Here is a 26,062-nt window from a genome sequence, read left to right on the forward strand (position 1 = left end):
TCACGCGGGCGACTCGCTCTCGGGCGCGGCGGAGCCGGGCGCGCGGAACGCGGGGAACGTCGGCGGGAAGAGCGCCGCCGTGTCCCGGCGCTCGGTGTCGCGTTCGCTGTAGGCCGCGCGCATCTTCTCGAACAAGGCCTGGGCGCTGCGCGCCAGTTGCGGCAGATCCGTGCCGGGCAGCGCGCCGTCGACCAGGACCGGGTTGCCCGCGACGACCGAGTTCGTGGCCTGCCGGGCCGTGCCGTTGAGCAGGAACGTACGGACCGGGTCGTCCATGACACCGTCGCGGATGTCGTCGAGGGAGAACGCGACGAGGTCCGCCTGGGCGCCGACGGCGATCCGGCCCAGGTCCTCGCGGCCGAGCGCGCGGGCCCCGCCCAGCGTGGCCGCCTTCACGTAGTGCTCGGCGGGCGCGGCGTCCGTGCGCCCCTCGGCGATCTTCGCCAGGTGGACGCCGACGTCCATGCCGCGGATCAGGTCCGGCGGGAAGGAGTCCGTGCCCAGGCAGAGGTTGACGCCGGCCTCGCGGTAGGCGCGGAACGAGTGCAGCATCTCGCTGTAGCGCAGCGACGTCTGCGGGCAGTGGATCACCGAGATGCCGCTCGCGGCGAGCAGCGCCAGGTCGCCGCGGTCCTCGCCGTGGACGGCGGGGTGCCGGTCGAGCAGCACCGTGTGCGGGATGAGCAGGTTCGGGCCCAACAGGCCGTGCTTGTCGAGGAGTTCGAGCGGCGTCAGGCCGTCGTGCCGGCGCTGGATGATCTCGCGTTCGGCCAGGCCCTGGAGCGCGTGCAGCCGGATCAGGGTCCCGCGCTCGCGCGAGATCCGGGCCGTCTCGACGAGCAGCTCCTCGGTGAGCGTCTCGATGCGGCAGGGGAGCAGGACGCCGGTGAGCAGGGGGTCGTCCAGCTCGTCGAGGTGGTCCAGGAAGCGGACGGCGTCGCGCAGTCCAGTGCGGCCCTCCTCCTCGTCGAAGGCCACATCGCGGGTGCCGTCCGGCAGGACGACGTTGACCCCGGAGCGGTAGGCCGGGCCGAGGTAGCCGCGCAGGCCGATGCGGCGCGCGGTCTCCGCCATGTCGACCAGTTCTTCGTAGGGCTCCGCCCAGCGGCTGTGCACCTCGGAGGCGATCGGCATGAAGGTGGTGATGCCGTGCAGGGCGAGCTGGGCGAGCGCGTACTCGCGGATGGTGGCCCGCTCCTGCGGGGTGAACACGTCGTGGCGGCGGTGGGTGAAGTAGTCGAGGGACCACTGCAGTCCCTTGCCCCGCTCGGGCCCGGCCCAGGAGTCGAGGACGAGGTGGTCGACGTCGGTGAGCGCGTCGAGGTCGATGAGGCCCGGCATGACCAGGGACTGGCCCAGGTCGCGCTCCTCGTCGACCTCGCCCTCGTACCGCGGTCCGACGTAGATCACGGTGTCGTCCTGCCACACCACCTCGCCGTCCCGCAGCAGCGCGTGGCCGCCGTCCTGGTGGGCGAGGACGTGTCGGGCGCGCCAGCGGGTGCGCATAAGTGCCTCCTGGGGTGGGGGTGTTGCGGACGTGGGTGATCGTACGGGTTGGTATACCGGGTGGGGAAGGCGGTCCTCGCGGAAGTGTCATCCGGGTGTCGGAGGGGCGTGGATGGCCGCCGAAATGTCCCGTGGTGCGGCTTAGTTCGGGCGGTCGGTATACCAAGATGCGGTTACCCCTATCGCCGCCCGGTGGAGTTGGTATACCGTCCCGCCAACCTTCCCCCTTGCGCCGAATGGATCACGCGACGTGACGGATTCCCCAGTGCTGCCCGCTCGGTCGCCCTCCGGCGCCGACGGTGAAGCCGCGCCCAACTCACCCTCGGTGACGCCGATTTCGGCACCGCCTGTCGTTGCCGCCCGCTCCCTCATCGGCACCGCCTGGCTGCGCATCCGCCGCAGTCGGATCGCTCTCGCCGCGCTCGCCGTGGTGATCCTCATGATCCTTTTCGCGGTGCTCGCCCCGCTGCTCACCGCGATCGAGGGCCAGAACGCGTACACCACGAGCACCAGCCCGGACGTCCTGGACGACTACGGCACACCGGGCCTGCCGCTGCCCTACTACCGCTACCCCTCCGGCGACCACTGGCTCGGACTCGAACCGGGCCTCGGCCGCGACATCTTCGCGCGCATGGCACACGGAGCCCAGGTCTCCCTGATCATCGCGCTGCTCGCGACCGTCGTCTCCGTCGTCCTCGGCACCGTCCTCGGCGCCGCGGCCGGCTACTTCGGCGGCAAGGTCGACATGGTGATCAGCCGGGTCATGGACCTCTTCCTTGCCTTCCCGCACCTGCTGCTCGTGCTCTCCCTGACGCCGATCCTGCAGTCCCGGCTCGGTGACACGGCGCTGGGCGACGGGAGCCTGCTGCCGATCGCCTCGCTCGTGATCATCCTCGGCTTCTTCGGCTGGGCCTATCTCGCCCGCGTCGTACGCGGACAGGTGCTGTCCATCAGGGAGCAGGAGTTCGTCGAGGCCGCCCGCGCCTACGGCGCCTCGCACCGCTCGATCATCCTCAAGCAGATCGTGCCCAACGTGATGGGCGTCGTCCTCGTCTACGCCACGATGATGATCCCCACCAACATCACGGCCGAGGCCGCGCTCTCGTTCCTCGGCGTCGGCGTCAAGGACCCCACCCCGTCCTGGGGCCAGATGCTCAACGCCGCCCAGCAGGGCAACTGGTACCTCACCGACCCCTGGTTCCTCGCCGTACCGGCCGGCGCCCTGGTGATCACGGTGCTCGCCTTCAACCTGCTCGGCGACGCCGTCCGCGACGCCCTCGACCCCAAGTCCTCCCGTGGCTGACCGCGTTCGCGTTCGGACAAGCCAGGAACAACAGGAGCAGCAGTGAATCGACGCACCGTGGCGGCTCTCGCCCTGACGGTGACCGCCGGGATGGCTCTCACCGCCTGCGGCGGCGCCAAGCCCGCGCCGGGCTCGGGCTCCCGCGCCCCCGCCGACGCCTTCGACCCGGTCAAGGTCGGTGACGGAGACACCACCAAGGGCGGCAACGTCAACGTCCTGATGTCCACCGACTTCCAGACCCTCGACCCCGGCAACAGCAACTACGTCCAGACCGCCAACGTGGGCCAGCTCTACTACCGCACGCTCACCATGGCGAAGGAGGAGGCCGGCAAGCCACCGAAGGTCGTCCCCGACCTCGCCACCGACCTCGGCAAGGTCTCCAAGGACGGGCTGACCTGGACCTACACCCTGAAGAAGGGGCTGAAGTTCGAGGACGGCAGGCCCATCACGGCCAAGGACGTGAAGTACGGCGTCGAGCGCACCTACGCCCGCGACGTCTACACCCAGGCGCCGCAGGAACTGAACGCCGCCCTCTCCGACGACGGCTACAAGGGCCCTTACGCCAAGGGGGCGGCCGGGGACTTCAAGGGCATCGAAACACCCGACGACCGCACCGTCGTCTTCAAGCTGAAGCAGCCGTTCGCCGAGTTCCCCGCCCTGGTCTCCCGCTCCAACACCGCACCGGTGCCGCGCGCCAAGGACACCAAGCTCGACTACACCAACCACCCGGTGTCCACGGGCCCGTACAAGATCGAGTCGTACCAGCGCGGGCGCGCCATGAAGCTCGTCCGCAACAAGCACTGGGACCCGGCCACCGACCCGAACCGCAGCGCCCTGCCTCAGACGTTCACCTTCAGCCTCTCCACCGCGCAGTCCACCATCAGCCAGCAGCTCCTCGCGGACTCCGATCCCACGGCCATCACCCTCGACAGCGCGGGCGGGCTCCAGGCGTCGGACGCGGCCAAGCTCGACCAGCCGAGCATCGCCCGGCGCACCGCCTCTGGGATCATCGGCTGCACCGACGTCCTCGACTTCAACACCGAGACCATCAAGGACCCGGTCGTCCGCAAGGCCCTCGCGCTCGCCATCGACCGCAAGGCCATCCAGCTCCAGTACGGCGGCGCCCGCTTCGGCAAGCTCACCCAGTCGTACATCAACCCCCAACAGCGCGGCTACGTAAAGCAGCACACCGACCTCGACCCGACGGGCCAGCCCAAGCTGGACGAGGCGAAGAAGCTGCTCAAGGGGCGCTCGTACCCGAAGAAGCTCGTCTACGGCTACGCGGACGCGACACCCCGCTTCAAGAACATGGGCACCTCGCTCCAGGAGAACCTCAGGCAGCTCGGCATCGACCTCGAACTGCGCCCCATCCCCGCCGCGAACTACTTCACCACCCTCGCGGGCAAGGCGATGCCGGACCTCGCCCGCAGCGGCTGGTGCGGCGGCGCCGACAGCGGCTCGGTGCGCACCACCATCGACCCCAACCTGGGCCCGAGCGTCGACGGCAAGACCTTCGGCTTCTCCAACATCCCCCGCTACCACGACCCGGAGATCTCCAAGGCCATGTACGCGCTGCGCGGTGAGAACGGTACGAGCGAGGAGCTGGGCCGCAAGTGGTCGACGCTCTTCGACCGCGCCATGCAGGACTATCCGCTCGTCCCGCTGATCAGGAACGTGACGCGCAGCGTCGTCGGCTCCGACATCCGGGGTGCGCAGGTCGGCTACTTCTTCGGAGGCATCGACCTGTCGACCGTCTCCGTCGCGTCCGGCCCGGGAAAGGGGTGACCTGAGATGCTCGCCTTCCTGACGCGGCGCCTGGGCGCCACCGTCGTTCTGCTGATCGTCATCAGCTTCGTCACCTTCACCCTTTTCCAGTTCGGGCCCGCCGACCCGGCGGCCGCCGCGTGCGGCCAGGAGTGCACCCCCGAACGCGTCGCCGAGGCGCGGGTCGCCCTCGGCATGGACAAGCCGTTCCTCACCCAGTACGTGAACTACATGTCGGGCCTGTTCCACGGCCGGATGATCGGCGCGCCCGGCGCCGAGACGCTCTGCCAGTGGCCCTGCCTCGGAAAGTCCTTCCAGACGAACGAGGACGTCGCCGCCGTCCTGGAGCGCGCACTGCCGTACACGGTGTCGGTCGCCGTCGGCGCCATCGTGCTGTGGACCGTCGCCGGAGTCACCCTCGGCACGCTCGCCGCGCTGCGCAAGAACAAGCTCACCGACAAGCTGATCGTCGGCGCCGCGTCCATCGGGGTCTCGCTGCCGATCCCCGTCACCGGACTGCTCCTGCTGCTCGTCTTCGTGTCGACCTTCGACGTGCTGCCGTTCACCACCAACGCCATCACCTCACCGTTCGGCCCGGCCGGCTTCGACGGCTGGTTCCTCAACTACCTGCTGCCGTGGGTCGCGTTGGCGGTGCTGTTCAGCGCCCAGTACATCCGCGTCACCCGCAGTTCCATGCTGGAGACCTTCGGCGAGGACTTCATGCGCACCGCCCGCTCCAAGGGCCTGTCGAAGGCGGCCATGGTCGTGCGGCACGGCGCCCGCGCCGGACTGACCCCGGTCGTCACCATGCTGGGCCTCGACATCGGGCTGCTGCTCGGCGGCGCCGTGCTCACGGAGCAGATCTTCTCCGTGCCCGGCGTCGGCTTCACCGCCGTCCGCGCCGCGCAGGCCGGCGATCTGCCCGTGACCATGGCGATCACGCTGCTCGCCGCCTTCTTCATCATCGTCGCCAATGTCGTCGTCGACGCCTTCTACGCCGTCATCGACCCGCGAGTGAGGGCCGCCTGATGACCACTTCTTCCTCCGGTTCTTCTTCCGGTTCTTCCTCGGGCTCTTCCTCGGGCGAACCGCTGCTGCAGATCAGGGATCTGCACGTCGCGTTCCCCACCGACGACGGGCTCGTGCACGCCGTCAACGGCATGGACCTCAGCCTCGCCAAGGGCGAGACCGTCGGCCTCGTCGGCGAGTCAGGATCCGGCAAGACCGTCACGAGCCAGGCCCTGATGGGCCTGCTCAAGGAGACCCGCGCCCGGGTCGGCGGCGAGATCGTGCTCGACGGCACCGACCTCAACACGCTGTCCGAGCAGCGGATGCGGGCCTGGCGCGGCAAGAAGATCGCCATGATCTTCCAGGACCCGCTCTCCGCGATGCACCCCTTCCACGCGGTCGGCGACCAGATCGCCGAGGCGTACCGGGTCCACAACAAGGTGTCGAAGCGGGCCGCGCTCACGGTCGCCGTGGACATGCTGGGCCGCGTCGGCATCCCCGACCCGAAGCGACGGGCCCGCGCGTACCCGCACGAGTTCTCCGGCGGCATGCGCCAGCGCGCGATGATCGCCATGGCTCTCGTCTGCGAGCCCGAACTCCTCATCGCCGACGAACCGACCACCGCCCTCGACGTCACCGTCCAGGCGCAGATCCTCGACCTGCTCGGCGAACTCCAGCAGGAGACCGGCACCGCCATCGTCATGGTCACCCATGACCTCGGTGTCGTCGCCGAGGTCTGCGACCATGTCGCCGTGATGTACGGCGGGCAGTGCGTGGAGCGGGGGAGCGTGCGCGAACTGTTCCGCGACCCGCGCCACCCGTACACGCAGGGCCTGCTCGCCTCCATGCCGACACTCGGCGACGACGGCGAGCGGCTGCGCCCCATCCCCGGGTTCCCGCCGTCGCTCACCGCGCTGCCCACCGGGTGTCTCTTCGCGGACCGCTGCCCGCAGACCCACCTCGTGCCGGGCGACCTGTGCCGCAGCGAGCGTCCCGTGTTCCTCGCGAGCACCGGCGCCGATCACCCCTCCCGGTGCCACCAGGAGAACCTCGCCACCGCCGAGGAGGCCGCGCGATGACATCAACCTCTCCCGAGACCCCGCCCTCTGCCGAGACCCCATCCTCTGCCGGGACCCCGCCCTCTGCCGACACCCCGCCCTCTTCCGGGACCCCGCTGCTCGAGGCCGAGGGGCTGACCAAGCACTTTCCGGGGCGGGGCGGACTGCTCGGCCGGGGCGGCGCGCCGGTCAAGGCCGTCGACGGTGTGAGCTTCTCCGTCGGGTCCGGGCAGACGCTCGGCCTGGTCGGCGAGTCGGGCTGCGGAAAGTCCACCACCGGGAGGTTGTTGATGCGCCTCCTCGACCCCACGGCGGGGACCATCCGCCTCGACGGCCGGGACCTCGGCTCGCTGAACCGGGCCGAGGCCCAGGAGTACCGGCGGCAGGTCCAGATGGTGTTCCAGAACCCGTCCTCCTCCCTCAACCCCCGCCAGTCCGTCGGCAGCGCCATCGCCGCCCCGCTGCACGCCCAGGGCATCAACCCGCCCGGCGGCGTCAAGGCGCGGGTGCGCGAGCTGATGGACCGCGTCGGCCTGCGCCCCGACCACTACAACCGGTTCCCGCACGAGTTCTCCGGCGGCCAGAAGCAGCGCGTGGGCATCGCGCGCGCCCTCGCCCTCGAACCCCGCCTCATCATCTGCGACGAACCCGTCTCGGCCCTCGACGTCTCCGTGCAGGCGCAGGTGGTCAACCTCCTCCAGGACATCCAGGCCGACACCGGTGTCTCGTACGTCTTCATCGCCCATGACCTGTCCGTCGTACGGCACTTCGCGGAGCGGGTCGCCGTGATGTACCTGGGCAAGATCATGGAGAGCGGGCCGACGCGGGAGGTCTTCGACGACCCGCGCCACCCCTACACCCGTGCCCTTCTCTCGGCCGTCCCGCAGCCGGACCCGGACGCCGACCGAAGCCGCAGGATCCGCCTCAGCGGCGACCTGCCCACCCCCGCGGACCCACCCTCCGGCTGCGTGTTCCGTACGCGGTGCCCGCTGCGGCCGACCCTTGACGAGGCCGAACAGGCGCGGTGCGCGGGCGAGTTGCCACCCATGGCGGGTGCCGAGGGCCCCGCATGCCACTTCGCGGACAGGTCCCTCGTGACCCACTGACCGAGCCGCACACACACCACCCCCACGACCCCCACTTTTGGCATCACCGAACAGAAAGAAGTCGCACCACATGCTCATCCGTGACGTCCGCCCCTGGGGCGGCGAGCGCAGTGACGTACAGCTCGACGGCGCCCGCATCGCCGCGATCCGCCCGCACGACCCGCAGGCCGAGCCCGTCGTCGGGGACGTCGTCGAGGGCCGCGGCCGGCTCCTCTTCCCCTCCTTCAGTGATGTGCACGTCCACCTGGACTCCACCCGCATCGGCCTGCCGTTCCGCCCGCACACCGGAGGCCCCGGCGTGTGGACGATGACGATGAACGACCGCGAGAACTGGCGCGACGCCGAGGTCCCGCTGAACGAGCGGGTGGCCGGCACGCTGGAGCGCATGATCGCGCGCGGCACGACGCGGGTGCGTTCGTACGCGCAGGTCGATGTCGACTGCAAGCTGGAGAAGTTCGAGGCCGTGGTCGCGGCCAAGGAGAAGCACGGGCACCTCGCCGACGTCCAGATCATGACGTTCCCGCAGGCCGGCATCCTGCGCGAGCCGGGGACCGAGCAGTACCTGGAGGCTTCGCTCAAGGCCGGTGCGGACGTCATGGGCGGCATCGACCCGTGCACGCTTGACCGCGACCCCAAGGGCCACCTCGACGTCGTCTTCGGGCTCGCCGAGAAGTACCAGGTCGAGGTCGACATCCACCTGCACGAGCCCGGTGAACTCGGCGTGTTCTCCACGGACTTGATCCTGGAGCGGGTCCGCGCCCTTGGCATGCAGGGCAAGGTGACGATGTCGCACGCCTACGAGCTCGGCTCCGTGAACGAGTCCACCAGCCGCCGCCTCATCGACGAGTTCGCGGAGCTGGACATCGCCATGGCGACGGTCGCCCCCGCCGGGCGCGGCCACCTCTCGCTCGTCGACCTCACCGAGGCGGGCGTCCGCGTCGGCCTCGGCGAGGACGGACAGCGCGACTACTGGAGCCCGTACGGCAACTGCGATCTCCTCGACCGCACCTGGCAGTTGGCGTTCACCAACAACTTCCGCCGCGACGACCACATCGAGATGGCCCTGGCGGTGGCGACGATGGGCGGCGCCTCCATCATGAGTCACGACGTGCCGCGCCTCTCCGGTGTCACCGACCGCCCGGGCCTCGCGGTGGGCGACCGCGCGGACCTCGTCCTGGTCGACGGCGAGACCCCGTCCAGCGCGGTCATGGACCGGGGCAAGGACCGCACGGTGCTGCACGACGGCCGCGTCGTGGCCGAGGGTCTTGAGCTGGTCGCCGGGGTGTGACACGTGGCGCGCGGGGGCCGGCCGGTGTGCGCGGCCGGCCCCCGCGGCTCTCTGCGCTACTGGACCGGGCGACTCGCTACCGGACCGGACGCCCGCCCTGTACGACGGCGACCTGATGCCGCGCAGGGTCGGCCAGCGCCGCGATGTCGGCGAGCGGATCGCTGTCGAGGACCAGCAGATCGGCGCGGGCCCCGGCAGCGAGCGTCCCGATCTCCCCGCTCATCCCGAGGAGTTCTGCGGCGACCGACGTCGCGGACCGGATGACGTCGAGCGGCTTCTGCACCTCCGAACGGATCCGGAACTCCTCGTTCTGATGGCGGTGCATGCCACCGAGGAGATCGGAGCCGTACGCGATCCGGGCCCCGCCGCGCGCAGCGCGTTCGAGGGCGCCGAGGCCCGCCCCGAGCACGTCGTCGACCTTGCGCCAGCTGTCCTCGGAGAGCCCGAACTCGCGGCCCTCCTTCTTGAGCGCCCAGTACGTGACCAGCGTCGGCACGAGGAACGCGCCGTGCTCCGTGAGGAGTTCGACGCTGCGGTCGTCGATCAGGTTGCCGTGCTCGATCGACCGGACGCCCGCCTCCAGGGCCCGGTTGACCGCGCGGGCGGTGTACGCGTGCGCGGCGACGTACCGGTTCGCGGCCTCCGCCTCCTCGACGGCGGCGCGCAGTTCGGCGGGGGAGTACTGGGTGGAGTCGATGCGGTCGGTGGGCGACGCGACACCGCCGGAGGCCATCACCTTGATGTGGTGCGCGCCCTTGCGCAGTTCGTCGCGGGCCGCGACGCGTACGGCGTCCTCGCCGTCCGCCACCCGTCCGTGGTCGGCGCAGCACGGGTGCTCGTCGTGGTGCCAGCTGCCCGCGTCGCGGCTGTCGCCGTGGCCGCCGGTCTGGCTCAACGCCTTGCCGCCGAAGGCCAGCCGGGGGCCGCGTACGAGACCTTCCTGCTGCGCCCTGGCGAGCCCGAAGTCGGCGCCCGCCATGTCGCGGACCGTGGTGAACCCGCGGTCGAGCATCTCGCCCATGATGCGGGAGGCCTGCGCGGTGACGTAGCTGGCCGGAGTGGTGGCCAGCGAGCCGAGCGCGGCGGTGAACGCGGTCACGTGGACGTGCGCGTCGATGAGGCCGGGCAGCACGAACCCGCCCTGTACGTCGAGGACTTGCGCGTCGTCCGGCCGGTCGGCGCCCTCCTCGGATATCCGGCCGTCGGCGCAGAGGAGGTTGCCCTCACGCCAGGTGCCGGACTCCAGGTCGAGGAGGTGGGCGTTGCGTACAACGAGAGCGTCACCGGTGTGCGGCGAAGGGGTGTTGGTCATGGTGCGGGATCACTCCTTGGTTGTGGGTGCGGTTGCGGGGGAAGTCGAGGTCGGGGAGACCTCGGGCGTGTACGCGTACGGGGTGCTGCACCGGGTGGCGACGCTGAAGTGGGACGGGAGCCGCTAGCGAACGGGGAGGCTTGGTGGCTCCCACACCGCACTATCGTGCGCGAAGAGCACGCGGCGCGGGTCGAAGGGGAGAATCCGGTCCAACCAGGGCGCGTGGGTGGGCCGTGGGGGATCGAGGCCGTCGAGAGCGGCCTGCCGGGCCGCGTGGTCCAGGGCGAAGTGGGTGGCGAAGTCGTGTGCCTGCCCGGCCAGGATCACCGTGCCGTCGGGCTGCTGGATCACCAGTGACTGGTGGCCGTCGGTGTGCCCCGGCGTGGGGATGACCCGGACGCCGGGCCGGAGTTCGGCCTCGCCGGAGATCTCCAGGTAACCGGCGTCAGGGAAGTCGACGAGTTCATCGATGGTGTAATCGCCGCGACGGGCGGTGGCCAACTCCGTGGCCTGAACCACGATGGGCGTCTTGCGGAAGAGCGGGTTGCCGCCGCAGTGGTCGAAGTGCAGGTGACAGTTGACCACCATGGAGACGTCCGCGGCGCTCGCTCCGGCTGAGGCCAGTGCCGACTGGAGGGTCCTGCGGCGCGGGCGGTAGTGGGCCTCGGTCTCGGGGCCGGCGGCGCCGATGCCGGTGTCGAAGAGAATCAGCCCGTCGGCGTGCCGAACCAGGTAGGCGAACACCGGCTCCACACGCGGCTGCGCGGTCCCCGCCTCCTCCGCCGGTCGGACGATGTAGCCGAGGTCGAGACGGCGTACTTCCGTGCACTTCGTCATCGAACCATGGTGGCAGCGGGGGCCGTCGGCGTCGTGAGTGTGTGGCACAGCACGTCCGTTCCGGCGCAATTCGCGTGCTGATTGTCAGTGGCGCCCACTATTCTCTTCACATGATCCCCACACCCGAGCCTGGTCCCGCCCGGTCTGCCGATGAACTCAACGAGCGGATCCGTGACCTGATGCTGCGCTCCGGTGGTCGGTTGAGTGCCGAGCAGCGTCGGGAATACGAGGTGCTGGTCGCGGAGTGGGCGGCGGCCGAGCGTGGCGGGATTGTGAAGGCGGCGTAGGGGGTGCCTCAGATGCCTTGAGCGCCGTGGGTGCCTTGGGTGTCGGCTAGCCGTGGGTGGGCGGGAGTCGGACGATCGCCGTTCCGCCGTCCAGATTGACCGTCGTCCTGTTCGGCGGCGCCCCGTCGTCCTCGTTGTCCGGCATGACCAGCGCCGACTGCCGCTCCTTGAGTTCGTGCTGCTTGCCGGGCGACAGCGCGCCGTGCAACTGCTCGAACCCCGTGGCCGAGACCTGGCCGTGCCGCGTACGCGTACCGGGGCGCCATGGCAGCACACCGGCCCGGCCCGCGCGCAACAGCAGCTGGTCGACGAAGGCCAGCAGCGTCAGGACGATGACCAACCCCGGCAGTGTCATGAAGAAGACGAACTCCATGACACTCACAACTGGCGGCGGGCGTTCAGAGTTCCCGGGAGGGCCCCGGGCGGATGGTGTCGTGGGCGAGGGGGTCAGGCGGCGAAGACAGTACTGGCCAGCACGACATGGACGACGGTGCCACCGAGGATGCTGAGCAGGGCGTTGCGGCGCCACAGATGCAGCCCGACCGTGACGGCCAGTGCCGCCAGCGGTGCCACGGCGCCGACTTCGGTGACCGGGAGGTCGCGGAGGCAGTAGACGACCAGGATGACCATGACGCCCGCGGGCATGCGTCTGCTCAGGTACTGCACCGTCGCGCTCTCACGCAGCGGGGCCAGCGCGGCGAACGGCAGGGCGCGCAGCGCCCAGGTGACCGCGGCGGTGACCAGGACCGCGGCGATGGCATACGTGGTGTCAGGCATGGCTCGGCCTCTTGGTGGTCATCAGGTGCCGGGTCAGCAGCCCGGCGGTGAACAGGGCGAACGCCACCAGGAGCATCTCGCCCGGGACGACGACCCGGGCCACCAGGGCGCTCGACACGGCGAGCAGCGGCGTGGGCAGGTCGCCACGCAGGTCTCGTAGCGCGTCGAGGGCGAGCACGGTGAACAGGGCGGTCAGGGCGAAGTCCAGGCCCGTGACGCCCTCGGGTATGAGGGGGCCGAGCAGTGCGCCGGCGGTCGCGCTTCCCACCCAGTACATGTGCAGGAAGAACTGCATCCACAACAGGCGCGGTCCTGGCCACGAGCGGGCCTGCTCGGCGGAGGCCAGCGCGTAGGCCTCGTCGCACAGGGCGAAGGTGCCGTACGCCTTGCCGAGCCGGCCCGAGACGCGATGCAACGGGAACGACAAGGCGTAGAAGACATGACGGACGTTCACCATGAACGCCGCGACCGCGATCGACGCGAGCGGTGTCATGGCGACGACGAGACCGATCAGCAGGAACTCGAACGACCCGCCGAAGGCGACCGCGGCCGACAATGAGGCCCACCACCAGTCCAGACCCGACTGGACGACGAGTGCGCCGAAAGCGAGACCCAGCGGGACGAAGACAAGGCCCACGGAGAGCGACTCCCGGAAGGCCGCCGGCGCCTCGGACGGGCTCCGACCTGGTGGTTCAGTGGCAGGCCGCACGGGGGCCGCGGCCACGATGGAACGTGTGCGCACGGAGACATTTTAGAAAAGAACTCGCCTAATATGGTTGCGTATCATGCCCTTATGATCTCCATATGGGCAATGAAGTGGCACTCGACGCGACCGACCGTGAAATTTTGTTTCATCTGCGCGAAGACGGACGTCTGACCAACGTCGAGCTCGCCAAACGGGTCGGCCTCACACCACCCCCGTGCCTGCGCCGTGTCAGGCGGCTGGAGGAGGCCGGCATCGTCTCCGGATACCGGGCCGTCATCGATCCGGCGGCCCTGGGGCGAGGCCTCGAAGTCCTCATCGACGTCGAGATCTACGCCAACGACCGCAAGAGCTTCGAGGAGTTCGAGGAAATCGTCGCCTCCTACGAGGAGGTCACCGAGTTCCGCCGCATGTACGGCCGCCCCGACTACTTCATCCGCGCCGCGGTGGCCGACCACGCGGCCTGCGAGGCTTTCCTCACCGAAAAGCTGAGCGGGCTACCGGGAGTTCAGCGCTTCACCTCCCACCTCACCATGAAAACGATCAAGTCCGACGGGTGAGCCCGGAGGGGCGGAACACATCTCCGTGGATCAGGTCTGACCGAAGGTGCGGCGGTAGGCGCCGGGCGTGGTGCCCAATTGCGCTCGGAGGCGGCGGCGCAGGTTGAGAAGGTGGCGGTGGGGCGGGTCAGCGGCGTAAGCACACCACGTACCCGGAGCCACCTGGCTCCCGCCGAAGCGTCTCCAGCGTCCAGGGTGACGCGTCGATGGGTGCGGTGAGTTCGTCGGGTGCCGCAAGCCAGTAGTCGAACCACGGAGTCGCGGTCGCCTCGTCCCTGACGCGGAGACGGAGTTGGCCTCGTGCCCGTCCGTGGCGGAGGTTGCGGGCGTGATACGCGCGGTGGTCGGTACCCCCGTCGCCGGGGTCCGAGCCGGAGGCGATGAGGAGCGCGCCGGGGCGGCTCACGGCGGCGAGGGTGGCCAGGACCCGCGGCGCCCGGTCCGGGCCGCCGAGCAGACCGAGGTTGTTGCCCATCAGTGCGATCGTGTCGAACCGGCCGAGGCCGTCGGGAAGTTCGGGAAGCGAGGCGACCACCGCTTCGACGCCGCGCTCACGGGTGATGCGTACGGCTTCGGCGGAGGGATCCACCCCCACCACCTCGTGTCCACGGCCCAGCCACTCGACGGCGTGCCGCCCGCCACCGCACCCCACGTCCAGCACCCGTCCCGTGGCCTGTGCCCACGCCCACTGCTCCAGCGTCGGCCACTCCTCCCGCGCGCCGAAGTATCGCGCGGCATCGTTCGCCCGGATCAGTCCGTCGTCGCGCTCGATGATCTCCACGGCCGACCACGGCGTGGCGCCGGCCTGCCAGCAGCGGGCGAGGACGTGGCCGAAGGCGTCGCTGGTGCGGGGGTCCTCCAGAGGTGGCTGCATGAGGCAACGATGGCACCAACGACCGTGCGGCGCACGCGAAGTGAGGCCCCTTGGTTCCTCGGTGCGACGCCTTCGTTCCGACGCCGGACACGGTCGAGGTGGTCCGCCCCGATTGACATGCAGCCGAACGGCTGCCTATCGTCGATTACGAGATAAGGCAGTCGATCGGCTGCATGTCGAGTCGACCGGAAGAGGGCACGACCCCCGTGGACGCGATATTCAAGGCGCTCGCCGACCCCGGGCGCCGGCGGCTGCTCGACAGCCTCAACGACCGGGGCGGGCAGACGCTGGGCGAACTGTGCGGGGAGCTGGACATGGCCCGGCAGTCGGTCAGCAAGCACCTCGCCGTCCTGGAGGCCGCGGGTCTGGTGACGACCGTGCGCCGGGGTCGCGAGAAGTTGCACTACCTCGACGCCGCGCCCCTCAACGCGGTCGCCGACCGCTGGCTCAGCCGCTACGACCGGCATCGCGCCGCCGCCCTCGACGACCTCCGCACCGCACTGGAAGAGGAACCCCCCATGAGCAACGCCACCGCCGGCGGCCCCGCCGCCGTAGAGCCCTTCGTGCACACCAGCTACATCCGCACGACCCCCGAGCGGCTGTGGGAGGCGCTCACCTCGCCCGCCTTCACCCGCCGCTACTGGGGCGTGGCCTTCGAGACCGACTGGAAGCCCGGCTCGCCCATGGTGTGGCTGGAGGGCGACGGCCGCACCGAGGATCCCGAGCAGGTCGTCCTGGAGGCCGACCCGCCGCGCCGCCTCGCCTACACCTGGCACACCTTCACGCCCGCGTGGGCGCAGGCCGTCGGCGTCGACGAGGAGCTGCGGCAGCGCATCGCCCGCGAGAGCCGCTCGAAGGTGTCCTTCGATCTCGAGGCGATGGGCGAGACCGTGAAGCTCACCGTCGTCCACGACGGCTTCGACCCCGACAGCACCGTCCGCACGATGATCGGCGACGGCTGGCCGGCCCTGCTGTCCAGCCTCAAGACACTCCTGGAGACCGGGGAGCCGCTGCCGGAGCCGCAGGCGCAGGGCTGAGCGCGGGCGCCGACGTCGGCCCCGGACCGGACCGGGGCCGACCGCTCGGGTCAGGGGCGGCGGGCCACCAGAAGATCCACCACGTAGCTCTCCTCTACGTCCCCGGAGGGGAACGCCTCGGCGAGGCGCTCGCGTTCACGGGCGAGGAACGCGTGCCGGTCGCACTCGTCGAGGACCAGGAAGGCGGACCGGCTGCCGATGTTGGCGAGATGCGTGTCGCGCGGGACGGTGCGGGTCCAGGGCAGGTGGCGCCGTGCGACCCGCAGTCCCGTGAGGCCCGCCAGGCGGATGGCGTCGCTGTCCGAGGGGCGTGCGGCGGGCTTCGGAGTCGCTCCGCAGTGCCGTGCCATGCGCGTGTGCTGGTCGCGGATCCACGGCACGTCGAAGTCCGTCGTGTTCCACCAGATCGCCAGCGCGCCGCCCGGCCGCAGCACCCGCAGCGCCTCGGGTACGGAGTGTGCGGGGTCGGTCCACTGCCAGGCCTGCGCGTAGGTGATGAGGTCGCGGGAGGCCTTTGCGAGCGGCAGAGCGTTGCCGTCGCCGCGCACCACCGGCACGCCCGTGACTCGCTCGCGGCACTCACATGCCATGGCCTCACCCGGCTCCACGGCGATCACCTCGGCGCCCCGGTCCCGCAGCAGCGCGGTGGCGATCCCCGTGCCCGCGCCGACATCCGCGACGCGGGCGCCCGCGAGGTCGTTACCCGTGAACTCCTCGATGGCGTCGAGGAGTTCGGCCGGATAGGAGGGGCGGCTTGTCGCGTACTGGCCTGCGGCCTTGTCGAACGACAGGGCGCGTGACGTGGTGCTCATCCCCGCATTGTCGCGCATCGGCCCGGCCGGGTGCGTTGACGCGTCGCCCTTATTCATCGCATGATGAATAAGGGCACGGTCCGGCGTCACCAGACGCGCCGGGCGGTCACCGCAGGCAGGAAGGAACGTCATGCCGCTCGTCCTCGACCTCCGTTCCATCGACGCGACGATGCTCGCCGCCGTCGGCGGCAAGGCGGCCAACCTCGGCGAACTGACCAGGGCCGGGCTTCCCGTGCCGCACGGCTTCTGCGTCACCACGGACGCGTACCGGACGCTCTCGGTGACGGACGGCCTCGCGGGTCTGGAGTCCGACAAGGCGCGCCGGCGCATCCTCGAAGCGGAGGTGCCGGGCGAGCTCGGGGACGCGATCCGCGCCGCGTACGCGGGACTTGGCGACGACGCGGCCGTCGCGGTGCGCTCCAGTGCCACCGCAGAGGACCTGCCGTTCGCCAGCTTCGCGGGGCAGCAGGACACGTACCTGAATGTCGTCGGGGCGGACGCCGTCCTCGATGCCGTACGCCGCTGCTGGGCCTCGCTGTGGACCGACCGTGCGGTGAGCTACCGGGAGACCAACGGCATCGACCACGGATCGGTCCAACTCGCCGTCGTCGTCCAGCGGATGGTGGACTCGGCGGTGTCCGGCGTGCTGTTCACCGCCAACCCCGTCACGGGCAAGCGGGACCAGGCGGTCATCGACGCGAGCCCCGGCCTCGGCGAGGCCGTCGTCTCCGGAGCGGTCAACCCGGACCACTTCGTCGTCGACGGCCAGGAGATCGTCGAACGGAAGCTCGGCGACAAGCGGTTCCTCATCTGCTCCCTGGCCGGAGGCGGCACGGAGAAGGTCGACATCGGCGAGAACCCCGCGCCGTGTCTCACCGACCGTCAGATTCTCCAACTCGCCGCCCTCGGCGCCAAGGTGCAGGCGCACTACGGGAGTCCGCAGGACACCGAGTGGGCGATCGACGCCCGGGGCGCCCTGCACCTCACCCAGTCGCGGCCCATCACGACCCTGTTCCCGGTGCCCGAACACGCCGAGGGCGACTTCCGCGTGTACTTCTGCTTCAGCCTCGCCCAGGGCCTGGAACGGCCGATCACCCCGGCCGGGCGCGCCGCGATCCGGGAGATCGCCGGGGCCGCCGGCCGGATCATCATCGGCGACCCGGGCTCGCAGGGCTGCACCGAGGCGGCCGGACGCGTCTTCATCGACCTCACCAACGTCCTACGTAGTAGGACGGGAAGGGCCTTCTTCCCGCGCGTACTCGACGTCATGGAGGCCCGCTCGGCGCACGTCCTGCGCGGCCTGTACGACGATCCGCGCCTGGCTCTGACGAGCACCTCACCCTGGCCCGCGATCCGGCGAGTGGCGCGCCTCGCCCGCAGGTTCCACGCTCCCTCCACCGTGCTGCGGGCACTCGCCAACCCGGAGGCGGCGGTGCGGCGCGCACGGCGCACGGAGGCGCGCGTGCTGAAGGCGGCCGAAGCGAGGTCCGTCGAGGGGGCCCTGCGCGACTGCGTGATCCCGGTGCTGCCCACCGTCGCCCCGACCGCCCTGGTCGGCTTCGCGATGCTGGGCCTCGCCGGCCGGCTCGTCCGCACCGAACCCGGCGAGCTACAGACGGTCCTGCGCAGCCTCCCGAACAACGTCACCACCGAGATGGACCTCGACCTGTGGAACCTGGCACGTACGATCCGTGCCGAGCGGGACGCCATGGACTCGTTCCAGGAGGCCAACGTCCAGGAGCTGGTGGCCCGTTACCGCGCCGGTGAACTGCCGCCGGTCGCGCAGGACGGGCTCCGCGCCTTCCTGGGCCAGTGGGGCCACCGCGCCGTCGCCGAGATCGACCTCGGCCTCCCGCGCTGGTCCGACGACCCCACGCACATCATCGGCGTCGTCCGCAACTACCTGCGCCTGAATGACCAACAGGCCCGGCCCGACGCCGTGTTCGCGCGCGGAGCGGCCGAGGCCGAGGCGATGATCGAGCGGCTCGCGCGGCGGGCCAAGGGCCGCGGCCGACTCGTCCGGTTCGCCCTGCGTCGCACCCGGCTGCTGGCGGGACTGCGCGAATACCCGAAGTATCTGGCGATCACGCTCTTCGGCTCCCTCCGCGCTCGCATCGCCGAATGCGGAACCGAACTGCACGCGCAAGGGCGCCTCGACGCCGCGCAGGACGTCTTCTTCCTGGACTTCGAGGAGATGCGCTCGACGGACGGGGACCTGCGCCCGACGGTCGCCGTACGCAAGGACGAGTACGAGCGGGAGATGCGGCGCCGGCACATCCCGCGCGTCCTCCTCTCCGACGGAACGGAACCCGAAGCGGCCGCGCGGACGGTGCCCAGCGCCCCCGGTGACCTGGTCGGCACCGCGGCCTCCGCGGGCGAGATCACCGGGCACGCGCGCGTGGTGACCGATCCCGTCGGCGCGCACCTGGAGCCGGGCGAGATCCTCGTCGCCCCGTCCACCGACCCCGGCTGGACCCCGCTGTTCCTCACCGCGGGCGGCCTCGTGATGGAGATGGGCGGCGCCAACTCCCACGGCGCGGTCGTGGCCCGCGAGTACGGCATCCCGGCCGTAGTCGGCGTGCCGGACGCCCTGACGCGGATCGAGACCGGTGACGTGATCACGGTGGACGGCAGCGCGGGGGTGGTGCGGGCGCGCCGAGAGGGCGCGTAGCCGCGGCACGGCGCCTATCCTGGAAGCCACCGCGCAGTAATCCGGGGGGAAGGGGCGGTAGATGAACTGGGTTTGGGCGATCCTCATCTTGTTCTGGACAGGAGCGTTCGCCTGGGTGGCGGACACCGCACGCGGCGCGCTGCGCAGCAGGCACGAGCGGAGGTTGGAGCGGCTCGAGGCCGCCAAGCAGGCGCGCCTCGCGGTGGAGGCCGCGAACAAGCCGCCGGAGCCGATCTGCGGCTGCGCCCACCACCTCGCCAAGCACGACAAGACGGGGCGCTGCCACGAACGCGTCGAGGTCCCCACGGCCTGGGACGAGAACAAGAAGCCGACCCACTACGAGGCGGGTCAGTGCAACTGCCAGCAGTACGTGGGGCCCCAGCCGCTGTCCCAGGTCTACGCAGAGGAGCTCACGGACCGGATCTAGATCCGGTCGTGGCTGATGGGCCGGGCTTGGAGTCTGGAGACTGGATCCAGTCATGGCCGACGGACCGGATCTAGCATCCAGTCATGGCACGAGACACGGCACCAGAAGCAGACACCTCCGCCTCCGCCTCCTCCTCCGCCTCCATCTCCGCTTCCTCCTCCTTCGACACCGTCGTCGACCGCACGCGCTCGAACTCCATGAAGTGGACCTTCGCCGACTCCCTCCTGGCCCCCGACGAGGCCGCGGCCGAGCCCCTGCCGATGTGGGTCGCGGACACCGACTTCAAGGCCCCGCAGGCGGTGCTCGACGCGCTGCACGACGCCGTCGACCACGGAGTCCTCGGCTATCCCGGCGGCGCGACCGACGGCTATCTCGACGCCGTGGTCAACTGGCAGGCCAAGCGCTTCGGTTGGGAGATATCGCGCGACTGGGTGGTACCGGCGGCAGGCGTCATCACCTCCCTCAAGACCATCGTCCAGGCCTTCTCCGCGCCCGGCGACTCCGTCCTGATCCAGCCGCCCGTCTATGTGCACTTCCACGAGGACGTGCGGCTCAACGGCCGCCACCTCGCGTACGCGCCGCTGGAACGCACCGAGGACGGCTACCGGTTCGACGCCCGCACCTTCGAAGCCGCCATCCGCCCCGACACCAAGCTGTTCATCCTCAGCCACCCCCACAACCCCACCGGCAACGTGTGGACCGAGGACGAGCTGCGCACCATGGGCGAGATCTGCGCCCGGCACGGTGTCCTGGTCGTGTCCGACGAGATCCACCAGGACCTGGTCCTCAACCCGGCCAGGACACACATCCCGTTCGCCTCGCTCGGCCCGGAGTTCGCCCGCGCCAGCATCACCTGCACGGCCCCCAGCAAGACGTTCAACCTCCCCGGGCTGCAATGCGCGAACATCCTCATCCCGGACCGTCGGCTGCGCGAGGACTTCGCCCGCCAGTACGAGCGCAATGTGTTCCCGCTGGTCAACGTGCTGGGCATGGTCGCTGCCGAGGCGGCGTACACACACGGCGAGCCCTGGCTCGAGGAGTTGCTCGGCTATCTGCGCGGCAACCACGAGCACTTCGCGAAGGCGGTCCACAGCGCCACCTCGAAGCTGCGCGTGCTGCCCGCGGACGCGCTCTACCTGGCGTGGATGGACTGCCGGGGCCTCGGGATGGACGCCGAGGCGCTGGACAGGTTCATGCTCACCGAGGCGCGCCTGTGGCTGGACCGGGGCCAGAAGTTCGGGGCCGAGGGCCACGGCTACATGAGAGTGAACCTCGGCTGTCCGCGCTCCACGGTGGACGAGGCGATCCGCAGGCTCGGAGACGCGGTCGCCGGGCTCGGCTGACGGCCCGAAACCGCCGGTGACTCACCGTTCAACTCCTGGTCATGGGCTGCCTGTTGAGGATCTATGGCGTACGGTCGCCAATCGCACCTGAGACAGACCGAATTTGCCAGGAGCAAGGGAGCGAAGGGTGACGGACATCTTCAACTCGTGGTGGGACAAGGCGGCGTGCAAGGCCGCGGACCCCGAGGACCTGTTCGTGGAAGGCGCGGCGCAGTCCCACGCCAAGCGGTTCTGCGACACGTGCGTGGTCAGGACCGAGTGCCTGGCGCACGCCCTGGACGAGCGCATCGAGTACGGCGTCTGGGGCGGCGCCACGGAACGTGAACGGCGGGCCCTGCTGCGCCGGCGCCCCACGGTCACGTCCTGGCGCAACCTCCTGGAGGCGGCCCGCGCGGAGCACGCGCAGGACGGCCGCCACGTCAGGGCCTCGTGAGGTCCGGGGCGCCGCGCGCGGTCAACTCCGCCCGGGATCGAATGCGAGCACCTGCGTCAGTCGGATGTTGTTGCCCGAGGGGTCCCGGAACGAGGTGTCGATGCCGTACGGCTGCTCGGTCGGCGGGTCGTTGAACGCGACGCCCCGCGCGGACAGCTCGTCGTAGGCGGCCTTGCAGTCATCGGTCTCCAGGAACAGCGTTCCGCCGGCCCCCTTGGCCACCAGCTCCGACAGCTGGACGCTGTCCTTCTCGTCGAGCATCGGCGGCCGGGGCACCGGCATCAGCACGAGCGCGGGCCCCTCGCCACCGGGCGGCCCGACACACAGCCACCGGAAGGCCCAGGACTCCATCGTCACGTCGGCCCGGACCTCCCAGCCCAGCTTCGTGGTGTAGAAATCGAGCGCCTCGTCCTGGTCGTGCACCCAGAACTGCGCATTGGCAATCTTGATCGTGGTCGGCATGACACTCCTCGCGCTTCACTCATCGGCCGTCCTGCTCCGGGACACGCACCGTCCCGACACCGACGACGCTAGGCACCCGGTCAGCCGCTGTCTTCTCGAAACGTGCGGTTCCGCGGCCGTCCGTAGGCCATCGCGACGCACCGGGGGATGCGCACATGACGCGCGGCGGGAGGATTCGCCGCCCGGTACGCCTGCGGGGTCACCCCGTACATGCGCCGAAAACTCGTCGTGAACGACCCGATACCGCGCAGCCCCACCGCGACCCCGACATCGGCCACCGTCCAGTCCGTGGCAAGCAGCAGATGGGCGGCCCGCTCCAGACGCCGGGTCAGCAGATACTGATGCGGCGACTCCCCGAACGCGGCCTTGAAACTCCGACTGAAATGCGCGGGCGACAGCGCGGCCGCCGCCGCAAGATCCCCCACCGTGAGCTCCTCCGCGTACCGCGCATCCGCGAGATCACGGGCACGAAGCAGATGGCGGGAGGGCGGGACGTGGGGCACGGGTCCATTGTGCGGGGTGCGGGCGCCCGACAGCCCGGTGGAGTGGATCCACCGGGCGATGCCGTCGAGCGGCCTGGCCCTGCTACTCGTCGTCGGCGGCGGCCGGACCGGGCACCGCACGCCGTCTGGTCTGCATGCGATCGAGGTGGGTCACCACCGACGCGTGGAACTTGTTGACCGCTTCGTCGACGCTCCGGATGAATCCGGATTCCGTGTTGCCCCGCTGCGTCCCCATGCCCTTGAACAACGAGAGCCGGAATCCGGTGATCTTCGCAGCGCCGCCCGGCAGCAGGTCGCCGGGTTCGGGCCGTAGCCGTTCCAGAGTTCCCCGTGGCCCTCCACCGTCCCCCTCGACCAGGGTCTCGATGTGCAGATCCGCCGGTGCCTCGGAGAGCTCCCGGACGATCCGCTTGGCCCAGGAGAGCGGGTAGCCGTGTGCCGGCGGAGCGATGTCGATGGACGTGCGGATCTTGTACGTGCGCAGATCGGCGGCGACGGCGAGCACTCCGGGTGTCTGGTCGATGCGCAACTCGGCCCGGAGCCTGCCGTCCCGGCACAGCTCGTCGGCCATGCGGGTGCGGCGGACCACGGCGTCGGTGCCGCGCCGCGCCCGCTGCACCGGGAGCACCTTCCGTCCCAGCTCGCCGCCCAGGCCCAACGACACCTGGCGTACCAGCCGCTCCCAGCTCTCGACGGCCTCGAGTGCCCGGGGATCGCCCTGGCACAGGGTTTCGTCCTGGATCCCGTTGCGTACCGGCACCCAGGCCGGCCCCATGTTGTGGAAACCGTGACAGCCCGAGTTCTCGTGGTGCAGGTAGTGCAGGAGCTCCTCCAGCAGCCAGGCGTGCGCCGGGTTGCCGAGCCCCTCGTGCCGCAGCAGCATCTGGGCCTGGTGGGCGACTTCGGCCCACGACAGATGCCACAGGCCCACCTTGTTCTTCCGCCGCCGGTCGATCTTCACCTCGACCAGTGGGCTGCCTTCCAGAGCCACGTCGTTGGAGAGGGTGATGACCGCCTCGTAGCCCCTGCGGGCCGCGATGTCCGCGTAGGCCTGTACTTGCTCGGCCTTGAGGGGATTGCCGTTGGTCTTGGTCTCGACGAGTGCGGTCCAGAGTTTGCCGGCTCGCTCCACCCGGATGACACCGTCGGGCCGGCGGGGCGCATCGCCGTGGGGGAGAGACACCTCGGTGAAGGTCTCCATGCGTCCGGCGTGGGCGCCGAAGCCGGCGGTGAGCCGCCGACCGAACTCCGGCACCTGTGCCATCACGGCCAGCAGCACCGACGTGGCACGGGTCTCCCTGTCCCTGTCACTCTTCAGCGCGGACACGGGAAAGAGGCGCGCACCCGCCCAGGACTCGTTCTCCGCAAGGGACTTCTTGGGTGTTCTGGGGAGCGTGACCTTCTTCTTCGAGGTGCGCGGGCGTGCGGCTCTCTTGACGGAGGGTGCCGGGGCAGCGGCCTCGGCCGACGCGGCGACATCCGTGGCGGGCGTGGTCGGTGGGTCCGGTTCGGGATCCCGCCGGGGCTGTTCGTCGGCCGCGGGCTGGAGCGGCTCCACCGCCTCTTCCTGGGCAGCCGGTTCGGTCTCGACGGTCTCTTCGGCGTCGTCATCGATGTCCACGCCGTGATCCGATGCGAGGGCCGCGAATCCCGCTTCGTACCCTTGTCCCACGGCACGGAACTTCCACTCACCCGCGCGCCGGTACAGCTCCCCGAAGATCAGCGCGCTCACGGCGCCCGCGTCGTCGATCGCGAACCGTAGGAGGGGTTCCCCGGCCCCGTCGCTCAACGTCAGCTGCAGGGCGCCGAGTTCGTCGAACCGGGCGGACTCGTACCGGCTCGCCGTGATGAGGACCGTGGTGACATCGCTCGGAACGGCACTCAGATCGAAGCTGATCCGGTCCTCGCTGCCCTCGCCCGTCGGCGTCTTGCCGAGCAACTGCACGCTGCCGTCCAGCGCGCAGGAGTTGTTGTAGAAGTAGAAGTCCTCGTCGCTGCGGACCTTGCCGCTGTCGTCCAGCAACAGGACGGAGACATCGGCGTCCCCTTCGCCGGTCGGGCTGACCCACCCCAGGCCGACGATCACCGAGTCGGCCTCCCCCTCGATCAGGCTCCCCAGCCCCACGTTCGCGCCCTTGACCATCTCGTACATTCGGCCTCCCCCTCGATCGTCCAGGTACGAGGAACCCCCCCTCGCTCGCCGTCGACACATACGGACAAACGGTGAACCTGGCCTGGAGATAGTGGCCTGAATCGGGCGTCAGGAGCAAGGGTCGCGTGGGCGGCGCCGATGGCTCGTCACCGTGGCGTCCGCGCCCCACTCGATCCCCGATAGTTGAACACCGCGCGATTCCTTGACATGGACGCGACCGAAGAGCACTCTCGCGAAGGTTTCGTTCCCGGGCACCGTGGCTCGACCGATGGCAGGGCAGGGAGTCGGCGTGAACACGCAAAGCGCAGGGTCAGAGGCGGGGCGGTCCGACGTGCGCGGGCACCGCAATCGCGCCGTCGTCGCCAGTACGGTGGGTACCGCCATCGAGTGGTACGACTTCTTTCTCTATGGCACGGCTGCCGCGCTCGTCTTCCCACATCTGTTCTTCCCGGGGCAGTCCGAGTACGCGGGCGTGCTCGCCTCCTTCGGTACGCAGTTCGTCGGGTTCGCCGCCCGGCCGCTCGGCGCCGCGATCTTCGGGCACTTCGGGGACCGGGTCGGCCGGAAGTCCACGCTCGTCATCACCCTGCTGCTGATGGGTGTGAGCACCGTCCTGATCGGCTGTCTGCCCACCTACTCGTCGATCGGGCTCGCCGCGCCGATCCTGCTCGTAGTACTTCGCGTCTTCCAGGGCATCGGGGTGGGCGGCGAGTGGGGTGGCTCGGTGCTGCTGTCCATGGAGTGGGGGTCGAAGAAACGCCGTGGGCTGATGGCGAGTTGGCCGCAGATGGGGGTGCCGCTCGGGCTGCTGATCTCCACCGGCATGGTCAAGTGGCTGAGCTCCGCCTCCGGCGACGGCTTCGAGAGCTGGGGGTGGCGGATTCCGTTCCTTGCGAGCGGCGTTCTCGTCGTCATCGGCCTCTACGTACGCCTCAAGGTCATGGAGAGTCCGGACTTCACCGCCGTCAAGCGTGAAGAGGCCGTCGTCCGGGTGCCGTTGTGGGACGTGCTGCGGCACCAGTGGCGCGAGGTGATCGCCGCCGCGTTCGTCCGGCTCTCCGAGCAGGCGCCGTTCTATCTCTTCATCACCTTTGTTTTGACATACGGGACCTCTCATCTCGGTCTCGCCCGCGATGACTTGCTCAATGACACGCTCGTCGCCGCGGCCATCGGGCTGCTCACCATCCCCCTCTTCGGGCACCTCTCCGACCGCTACGGGCGCCGCCTGGTGTACGGCGTCGGGATTGTGTGCGTGGGTGCGTTCGCGTTCCCGTACTTCGCCCTGCTCAACACCAGGACGCCGGGGCTGGTGCTGCTCGCCATCGTGCTGTCCCTGGTCTTCCACGGCATGCAGTACGGGCCCCAGGCCGCGCTCATCGCCGAGGGCTTCGGCGCCAACGTCCGCTACAGCGGCGCCGGACTCGGCTATCAGCTGGCCTCGGTCATCGCCGGCGGCCCCGCCCTGCTGATCGCCGCCGCCATCCTGGAGGACACCGGGTCGAGCACCGGCATCAGCCTGTACATCGTGGGCTGTTGCGTGTTGTCCATGGGGGCGTTGTTTCTCATTCCGAAGCGGGGGGAGGGCGGGGCCGAGGCGGGTGAGAGGCGCGTGACCGTTACTCCGAGTTCCACCGAATCCACCTGAGGGGGCTTCCCCGGGCACGGGGATCAGGAGGCCGTACCGTCGTGGCGTCGGCGGTGCGGCCTCTCTTTCTGCTCAGAAATCAACAAAGTCCTACGGCGTCATTGTGTCGGTTGTGTTGTCTTCTTAGGGTGGTGCCGGCTCAACAGGCACTCCGCGCCCCACCAGTTGCACGTGTCCACACCCGCAGAAGGGCA

The 26,062-nt window shown here is 70.1% G+C and carries 25 protein-coding genes; 14 read left to right on the forward strand and 11 right to left on the reverse strand.

Features of this window, described 5'->3' with window-relative positions:
- A complete protein-coding gene (locus OG746_RS42940; protein ID WP_266724662.1) occupies positions 1–1,506 on the reverse strand; it encodes a chlorohydrolase family protein in 1,506 nt (501 codons plus the stop codon).
- Between the two features lie 265 nt (positions 1,507–1,771).
- On the opposite strand from OG746_RS42940, the gene OG746_RS42945 reads away from it, so the two are divergent.
- The 6 genes from OG746_RS42945 to OG746_RS42970 all read left to right on the forward strand — a co-directional run bounded on the left by OG746_RS42945 (position 1,772) and on the right by OG746_RS42970 (position 9,033).
- The gene (locus OG746_RS42945) at positions 1,772–2,809 is read left to right on the forward strand and encodes an ABC transporter permease (protein ID WP_524540556.1); all 1,038 of its coding nucleotides are present in this window, start codon (positions 1,772–1,774) and stop codon (positions 2,807–2,809) included.
- 42 nt (positions 2,810–2,851) lie between these two features.
- A complete protein-coding gene (locus OG746_RS42950) occupies positions 2,852–4,594 on the forward strand; it encodes an ABC transporter substrate-binding protein (RefSeq protein WP_266724666.1) in 1,743 nt (580 codons plus the stop codon).
- Between the two features lie 6 nt (positions 4,595–4,600).
- Complete coding sequence (locus tag OG746_RS42955; RefSeq protein WP_266724668.1) at positions 4,601–5,602, forward strand: ABC transporter permease; 1,002 nt, start codon at positions 4,601–4,603, stop codon at positions 5,600–5,602.
- On the forward strand, positions 5,602–6,660 hold the full coding sequence (locus tag OG746_RS42960; RefSeq protein WP_266724670.1) for an ABC transporter ATP-binding protein: 1,059 nt from the start codon (positions 5,602–5,604) through the stop codon (positions 6,658–6,660). Before OG746_RS42955 ends, OG746_RS42960 begins: the two co-directional genes overlap by 1 nt.
- Positions 6,657–7,745 carry an ABC transporter ATP-binding protein gene (locus OG746_RS42965; RefSeq protein WP_266724672.1) on the forward strand — a complete coding sequence of 363 codons (1,089 nt, stop codon included), beginning with the start codon at positions 6,657–6,659 and terminating at the stop codon, positions 7,743–7,745. The genes OG746_RS42960 and OG746_RS42965 overlap by 4 nt, the downstream gene beginning before the upstream one ends.
- 70 nt (positions 7,746–7,815) lie before the next feature.
- Positions 7,816–9,033, forward strand: a complete 1,218-nt coding sequence (locus tag OG746_RS42970) for an amidohydrolase (RefSeq protein WP_266724674.1) — start codon at positions 7,816–7,818, stop codon at positions 9,031–9,033.
- Between the two features lie 76 nt (positions 9,034–9,109).
- Here OG746_RS42970 and OG746_RS42975 read toward each other — a convergent pair whose 3' ends face one another.
- Complete coding sequence (locus tag OG746_RS42975) at positions 9,110–10,345, reverse strand: metal-dependent hydrolase family protein (protein ID WP_266724676.1); 1,236 nt, start codon at positions 10,343–10,345, stop codon at positions 9,110–9,112.
- Positions 10,346–10,468: 123 nt separating this feature from the next.
- Complete coding sequence (locus tag OG746_RS42980) at positions 10,469–11,182, reverse strand: N-acyl homoserine lactonase family protein (RefSeq protein ID WP_266724678.1); 714 nt, start codon at positions 11,180–11,182, stop codon at positions 10,469–10,471.
- Positions 11,183–11,292: 110 nt separating this feature from the next.
- On the opposite strand from OG746_RS42980, the gene OG746_RS42985 reads away from it, so the two are divergent.
- Positions 11,293–11,469, forward strand: a complete 177-nt coding sequence (locus OG746_RS42985; RefSeq protein WP_266724679.1) for a hypothetical protein — start codon at positions 11,293–11,295, stop codon at positions 11,467–11,469.
- Positions 11,470–11,515: 46 nt separating this feature from the next.
- Here OG746_RS42985 and OG746_RS42990 read toward each other — a convergent pair whose 3' ends face one another.
- The 3 genes from OG746_RS42990 to OG746_RS43000 all read right to left on the reverse strand — a co-directional run bounded on the left by OG746_RS42990 (position 11,516) and on the right by OG746_RS43000 (position 12,988).
- On the reverse strand, positions 11,516–11,842 hold the full coding sequence (locus OG746_RS42990; RefSeq protein ID WP_266724680.1) for a DUF6191 domain-containing protein: 327 nt from the start codon (positions 11,840–11,842) through the stop codon (positions 11,516–11,518).
- A gap of 74 nt (positions 11,843–11,916) precedes the next feature.
- The gene (locus OG746_RS42995) at positions 11,917–12,246 is read right to left on the reverse strand and encodes a branched-chain amino acid transport AzlD family protein (RefSeq protein WP_266724681.1); all 330 of its coding nucleotides are present in this window, start codon (positions 12,244–12,246) and stop codon (positions 11,917–11,919) included.
- Positions 12,239–12,988 (reverse strand): AzlC family ABC transporter permease, encoded by a 750-nt coding sequence (locus tag OG746_RS43000; RefSeq protein ID WP_266724682.1) that lies wholly within the window; start codon positions 12,986–12,988, stop codon positions 12,239–12,241. Before OG746_RS43000 ends, OG746_RS42995 begins: the two co-directional genes overlap by 8 nt.
- Positions 12,989–13,050: 62 nt before the next feature.
- Between OG746_RS43000 and OG746_RS43005 the strand changes: the two genes are divergently transcribed.
- Entirely contained in the window at positions 13,051–13,509 is a 459-nt protein-coding gene (locus OG746_RS43005; protein ID WP_266724683.1) for an Lrp/AsnC family transcriptional regulator, read from the forward strand.
- Between the two features lie 127 nt (positions 13,510–13,636).
- On the opposite strand, the gene OG746_RS43010 is transcribed toward OG746_RS43005, so the two are convergent.
- Positions 13,637–14,383: a class I SAM-dependent methyltransferase gene (locus OG746_RS43010; protein ID WP_266724684.1), complete on the reverse strand. Its 747-nt coding sequence runs from the start codon at positions 14,381–14,383 to the stop codon at positions 13,637–13,639.
- 173 nt (positions 14,384–14,556) lie between these two features.
- Between OG746_RS43010 and OG746_RS43015 the strand changes: the two genes are divergently transcribed.
- On the forward strand, positions 14,557–15,420 hold the full coding sequence (locus OG746_RS43015) for an ArsR/SmtB family transcription factor (protein WP_524540536.1): 864 nt from the start codon (positions 14,557–14,559) through the stop codon (positions 15,418–15,420).
- A 50-nt stretch (positions 15,421–15,470) separates the two neighbouring features.
- Here OG746_RS43015 and OG746_RS43020 read toward each other — a convergent pair whose 3' ends face one another.
- The gene (locus tag OG746_RS43020) at positions 15,471–16,232 is read right to left on the reverse strand and encodes a class I SAM-dependent methyltransferase (RefSeq protein WP_266724685.1); all 762 of its coding nucleotides are present in this window, start codon (positions 16,230–16,232) and stop codon (positions 15,471–15,473) included.
- Positions 16,233–16,362: 130 nt separating this feature from the next.
- Between OG746_RS43020 and OG746_RS43025 the strand changes: the two genes are divergently transcribed.
- The 4 genes from OG746_RS43025 (at position 16,363) to OG746_RS43040 (ending at position 21,106) form a co-directional block, all read left to right on the forward strand.
- The gene (locus OG746_RS43025; protein ID WP_266724686.1) at positions 16,363–18,903 is read left to right on the forward strand and encodes a PEP/pyruvate-binding domain-containing protein; all 2,541 of its coding nucleotides are present in this window, start codon (positions 16,363–16,365) and stop codon (positions 18,901–18,903) included.
- 61 nt (positions 18,904–18,964) lie between these two features.
- Positions 18,965–19,330, forward strand: a complete 366-nt coding sequence (locus tag OG746_RS43030) for a hypothetical protein (RefSeq protein WP_266724688.1) — start codon at positions 18,965–18,967, stop codon at positions 19,328–19,330.
- An 83-nt stretch (positions 19,331–19,413) separates the two neighbouring features.
- A complete protein-coding gene (locus OG746_RS43035) occupies positions 19,414–20,673 on the forward strand; it encodes a MalY/PatB family protein (RefSeq protein WP_266724690.1) in 1,260 nt (419 codons plus the stop codon).
- Positions 20,674–20,809: 136 nt separating this feature from the next.
- Positions 20,810–21,106, forward strand: a complete 297-nt coding sequence (locus tag OG746_RS43040) for a WhiB family transcriptional regulator (protein ID WP_266725769.1) — start codon at positions 20,810–20,812, stop codon at positions 21,104–21,106.
- A 21-nt stretch (positions 21,107–21,127) separates the two neighbouring features.
- Here OG746_RS43040 and OG746_RS43045 read toward each other — a convergent pair whose 3' ends face one another.
- From OG746_RS43045 to OG746_RS43055, 3 genes are all read right to left on the reverse strand, one after another.
- The gene (locus OG746_RS43045) at positions 21,128–21,568 is read right to left on the reverse strand and encodes a VOC family protein (RefSeq protein WP_266724692.1); all 441 of its coding nucleotides are present in this window, start codon (positions 21,566–21,568) and stop codon (positions 21,128–21,130) included.
- Between the two features lie 80 nt (positions 21,569–21,648).
- On the reverse strand, positions 21,649–22,071 hold the full coding sequence (locus OG746_RS43050; RefSeq protein ID WP_266724694.1) for a helix-turn-helix domain-containing protein: 423 nt from the start codon (positions 22,069–22,071) through the stop codon (positions 21,649–21,651).
- Positions 22,072–22,153: 82 nt separating this feature from the next.
- Complete coding sequence (locus OG746_RS43055; RefSeq protein ID WP_266724696.1) at positions 22,154–24,223, reverse strand: TerD family protein; 2,070 nt, start codon at positions 24,221–24,223, stop codon at positions 22,154–22,156.
- 289 nt (positions 24,224–24,512) lie between these two features.
- Between OG746_RS43055 and OG746_RS43060 the strand changes: the two genes are divergently transcribed.
- Positions 24,513–25,868 (forward strand): MFS transporter, encoded by a 1,356-nt coding sequence (locus OG746_RS43060; RefSeq protein ID WP_266724698.1) that lies wholly within the window; start codon positions 24,513–24,515, stop codon positions 25,866–25,868.
- Positions 25,869–26,062 lie beyond the last annotated feature (194 nt).

Source organism: Streptomyces sp. NBC_01016 (assembly GCF_026341035.1).
Lineage (GTDB): Bacteria > Actinomycetota > Actinomycetes > Streptomycetales > Streptomycetaceae > Streptomyces.

Bases quoted from the DNA above. Each gene is read 5' to 3' on its own strand.
- OG746_RS42940 (WP_266724662.1), bottom strand. From the start codon at position 1,506: ATGCGCACCCGCTGGCGCGCCCGACACGTCCTCGCCCACCAGGACGGC.
- OG746_RS42955 (WP_266724668.1), top strand. From the start codon at position 4,601: ATGCTCGCCTTCCTGACGCGGCGCCTGGGCGCCACCGTCGTTCTGCTG.
- OG746_RS42960 (WP_266724670.1), top strand. From the start codon at position 5,602: ATGACCACTTCTTCCTCCGGTTCTTCTTCCGGTTCTTCCTCGGGCTCT.
- OG746_RS42965 (WP_266724672.1), top strand. From the start codon at position 6,657: ATGACATCAACCTCTCCCGAGACCCCGCCCTCTGCCGAGACCCCATCC.
- OG746_RS42970 (WP_266724674.1), top strand. From the start codon at position 7,816: ATGCTCATCCGTGACGTCCGCCCCTGGGGCGGCGAGCGCAGTGACGTA.
- OG746_RS42975 (WP_266724676.1), bottom strand. From the start codon at position 10,345: ATGACCAACACCCCTTCGCCGCACACCGGTGACGCTCTCGTTGTACGC.
- OG746_RS42980 (WP_266724678.1), bottom strand. From the start codon at position 11,182: ATGACGAAGTGCACGGAAGTACGCCGTCTCGACCTCGGCTACATCGTC.
- OG746_RS42985 (WP_266724679.1), top strand. From the start codon at position 11,293: ATGATCCCCACACCCGAGCCTGGTCCCGCCCGGTCTGCCGATGAACTC.
- OG746_RS42990 (WP_266724680.1), bottom strand. From the start codon at position 11,842: ATGGAGTTCGTCTTCTTCATGACACTGCCGGGGTTGGTCATCGTCCTG.
- OG746_RS42995 (WP_266724681.1), bottom strand. From the start codon at position 12,246: ATGCCTGACACCACGTATGCCATCGCCGCGGTCCTGGTCACCGCCGCG.
- OG746_RS43005 (WP_266724683.1), top strand. From the start codon at position 13,051: ATGGGCAATGAAGTGGCACTCGACGCGACCGACCGTGAAATTTTGTTT.
- OG746_RS43010 (WP_266724684.1), bottom strand. From the start codon at position 14,383: ATGCAGCCACCTCTGGAGGACCCCCGCACCAGCGACGCCTTCGGCCAC.
- OG746_RS43015 (WP_524540536.1), top strand. From the start codon at position 14,557: ATGTCGAGTCGACCGGAAGAGGGCACGACCCCCGTGGACGCGATATTC.
- OG746_RS43020 (WP_266724685.1), bottom strand. From the start codon at position 16,232: ATGAGCACCACGTCACGCGCCCTGTCGTTCGACAAGGCCGCAGGCCAG.
- OG746_RS43025 (WP_266724686.1), top strand. From the start codon at position 16,363: ATGCCGCTCGTCCTCGACCTCCGTTCCATCGACGCGACGATGCTCGCC.
- OG746_RS43030 (WP_266724688.1), top strand. From the start codon at position 18,965: ATGAACTGGGTTTGGGCGATCCTCATCTTGTTCTGGACAGGAGCGTTC.
- OG746_RS43035 (WP_266724690.1), top strand. From the start codon at position 19,414: ATGGCACGAGACACGGCACCAGAAGCAGACACCTCCGCCTCCGCCTCC.
- OG746_RS43045 (WP_266724692.1), bottom strand. From the start codon at position 21,568: ATGCCGACCACGATCAAGATTGCCAATGCGCAGTTCTGGGTGCACGAC.
- OG746_RS43055 (WP_266724696.1), bottom strand. From the start codon at position 24,223: ATGTACGAGATGGTCAAGGGCGCGAACGTGGGGCTGGGGAGCCTGATC.